The sequence below is a fragment of the Streptomyces sp. NPDC048192 genome (assembly GCF_043202415.1).
In the GTDB taxonomy this organism is placed as follows: Bacteria; Actinomycetota; Actinomycetes; order Streptomycetales; family Streptomycetaceae; genus Streptomyces.
Genome location: NZ_JBIDAL010000049.1, coordinates 1 through 1281 on the forward strand (window position 1 = coordinate 1; position 1281 = coordinate 1281).

At 67.1% G+C, this 1281-nt stretch carries 2 protein-coding genes; one reads left to right on the top strand and one right to left on the bottom strand.

Annotated features, from left to right (window positions below; genetic code table 11):
- Window positions 1-40: 40 nt before the first annotated feature.
- Window positions 41-400 (bottom strand): hypothetical protein, encoded by a 360-nt coding sequence (locus ACGFZN_RS39950; protein WP_393863397.1) that lies wholly within the window; start codon window positions 398-400, stop codon window positions 41-43.
- A 62-nt stretch (window positions 401-462) separates the two neighbouring features.
- Here ACGFZN_RS39950 and ACGFZN_RS39955 point away from each other — a divergent pair.
- A protein-coding gene (locus ACGFZN_RS39955; RefSeq protein ID WP_393863398.1) for an IS5 family transposase occupies window positions 463-1271 on the top strand; the annotation gives its coding sequence in 2 pieces (ribosomal slippage) (window positions 463-814 and window positions 814-1271; 810 coding nt in all).
- Window positions 1272-1281 lie beyond the last annotated feature (10 nt).

The window sequence follows — 1281 nt, forward strand, 5'->3', positions numbered from 1 at the left end:
ACTGATCGTTTCAGAATGAGACGTGCAGGCCGGTCAGCTGTCAGCCGTCGAGGCGTTGGAGGATCTGGGTGAACTCGCCGTTCAGGATCAGACCGGCGAGGACCTGGGTCATGTTGCTGATGCCGGCATCTCGGACGATGAGCCCGTCCGAGCACCAGAAGTAGCGGCCAGCGAGGGCTTCCCCATTGGCAGCCCATCGCTTCATGAGGATCTCGACCTGGGCGAGGGTGATGATGGCCGCGCTCCATCGGGAGCCGTCCTTGAGGTCCACGAAGACATCGACGTTGTCCACGGACTCCAAGTCCTCGCCGGCATTCGGCAGGAACGCGGCCTCGAACTGCTCTGTGTGGACGCGGTACCAGGGCCCGTCCCAGCTGCCCGGCGTTGTGCTGTGGCTCATCGGGGCGAGTGTGCCGGGCCGATTCGGCCTCCTCAACCGCTTTGTTCTGGCACGCTTCCGGCGTGAACAGCGATCTTGTGCCCGATGACCTGTGGGAGCGGATAGCCCCGCTGATACCGACCCGACCGCCGCGCCGGCACCGGTTTCCCGGGCGCAAGCCGGTCGACGACCGTACTGCGCTGGCCGGGATCGTGTATGTCCTGCGCAAGGGCGTGTCCTGGGCAGACGTCCCGTCCGAACGGATCGGCTGCTCCGGGGTCACCTGCTGGCGGCGGCTGCGGGACTGGACCGAGGCCGGGGTATGGCCCCGCCTGCATGAGGCCCTGCTCGTCGAGCTGCGACGTGCCAACCTGCTGGACATGGACGACTGCGCGATCGATGGCTCGCACGTCAGGGCGCTCAAAGGGGGGCGCACACAGGGCCCTCGCCGGTCGACCGCAGCCGGCCCGGCAGCAAGCATCATGTGATCGTCGACCGCCACGGCACCCCGCTCGCCGTCTCGCTGACCGGCGGCAACCGGCACGACGTCACCCAGCTCGTTCCGCTCCTGGACGCGATTCCGCGCATCCGGGGCCAGCGCGGCCGTCCACGCCACAAGCCGAAGCGCCTGTACGCCGACCGGGGCTACGACTTCCGCAAGTACCGCCGACTCCTATGGATCCGCGGCATCGTCCCGAAGATCGCCAGACGCGGCGCCCCACACGGCTCCGGCCTGGGCAAGACCCGTTGGGTGGTAGAGAGAACCTTTGCGTGGCTGCATCAGTTCAAGCGCCTGCGCATCCGCTACGAGATACGCGCCGACCTCCACCAGGGACTCCTCCAACTCGCGTGCGCTCTCATCTGTTTGAGGCGGCTCCGCACCGCATTCTGAAACGATCAGT

What these genes read in the sequence shown, in the direction of transcription:
- ACGFZN_RS39950 (WP_393863397.1), bottom strand. Translation starts at nt 400, where the DNA reads ATGAGCCACAGCACAACGCCGGGCAGCTGGGACGGGCCCTGGTACCGC.